The sequence below is a fragment of the Streptobacillus notomytis genome, assembly GCF_001902585.1.
GTDB classification, from domain to species: Bacteria; Fusobacteriota; Fusobacteriia; order Fusobacteriales; family Leptotrichiaceae; genus Streptobacillus; species Streptobacillus notomytis.
The window spans coordinates 1-659 of sequence record NZ_LKKV01000126.1 but is presented as its reverse complement, the minus strand read 5'-3'; the positions used below and the strand labels follow the sequence as shown (position 1 = coordinate 659).

Sequence of the window (659 nt, the reverse complement as noted above, 5' to 3'; positions counted from 1 at the left end):
ACAAAAGGAAAAGTAGGTATAGGAGCAGGAATAAGTTATCAATTTGGAGGAGGAGAGAAGAAGGGAAGAGAAGAGATAGTAATAGAGAGACCAATAAATAAGGAATTAGAAGAACAAAATAAGAAGTTAATAGAAGATAATAAGAGATTAGAGAAGGCCAATAAAGACATAACAGATACAATAGAAGAATTAAAAGAGAGAATAAAGGCATTAGAAGAAAGAAAGATGAATGAATTTAAGTTATATACACTAACAGGTTATGATGTAGGTAAATCAGAATTAACAGATGAACAGATAAATAGATTAAAAGAGATATTAGAAGAGTTAAATAGAGGATATGGAGATAGGAAGTTGTATATAACAGGATATACAGATAGTACATCAGGAGAGGAATTAAATTTAGAGTTAGGGTTAAGGAGAGCAAATAAGGTATTAGAGAAGTTAATGGAACATGGATTAAAGGTAGAGATAGTAAAGGTAAGTTCAAGTGGCTATAATAATATAGTAGAGACAAACAAGAATAAGAGAGGTAAACAATCAAATAGAAGAGTGGAGATTGAGGTTAGATGATAAGACCCTTAGGGGTCTTTTTTATAATTTAATATTGAATAAAACAAAAAAAGAGAAACGGGATACACTAGTATCCTGTATTCTCTTTG

Annotated in this window: 1 protein-coding gene; it reads left to right on the top strand. The window is 30.3% G+C overall.

The features are described from left to right. The coding region (locus BUE91_RS06635; RefSeq protein ID WP_180371212.1) for an OmpA family protein at positions 1 to 570 on the top strand (570 nt) is incomplete at its 5' end. Positions 571 to 659 lie beyond the last annotated feature (89 nt).